The organism is Streptomyces sp. AC555_RSS877, from assembly GCF_019049245.1.
In the GTDB taxonomy this organism is placed as follows: domain Bacteria; phylum Actinomycetota; class Actinomycetes; order Streptomycetales; family Streptomycetaceae; genus Streptomyces.
Genome location: NZ_JAGMUK010000165.1, coordinates 1 through 320 on the forward strand (window position 1 = coordinate 1; position 320 = coordinate 320).

The 320-nt window shown below is 72.2% G+C and carries 1 pseudogene; it reads left to right on the forward strand.

Features of this window, described 5'->3' with window-relative positions:
• Positions 1-320: pseudogene (locus tag KUM49_RS38215) on the forward strand (alpha/beta hydrolase); the annotation flags it as partial.

Below are 320 nucleotides of genomic sequence, written 5' to 3' on the forward strand. Positions count from 1 at the left end.
TTCACCGACGGTCTCGCCTCCGCGCTCGCGCTGGGCCCGCTCGCCTCCCTCCGGATGACCCCCGTGCTCGCCCGGGATCTGGCGACCAGGGTCCGCGGCCAGGCGCCCGTGATGGTTCCCATCGCCGCCGCCCCCGGTTCACCGGCCCTCATGAACGCTCCGGACGCCCTGCCCGGATACCAGGCGCTGCAACCGCCCGGCACGACGTTCCGCAACGAGGTGGCGGCACGGGTGATCCCGACCATCGCCGCCTACCGACCCGGGCGTGCGGCGAAGAAGGTCACCATGCCGATCCTCTTCTGCGTCAGCAACACCGACTC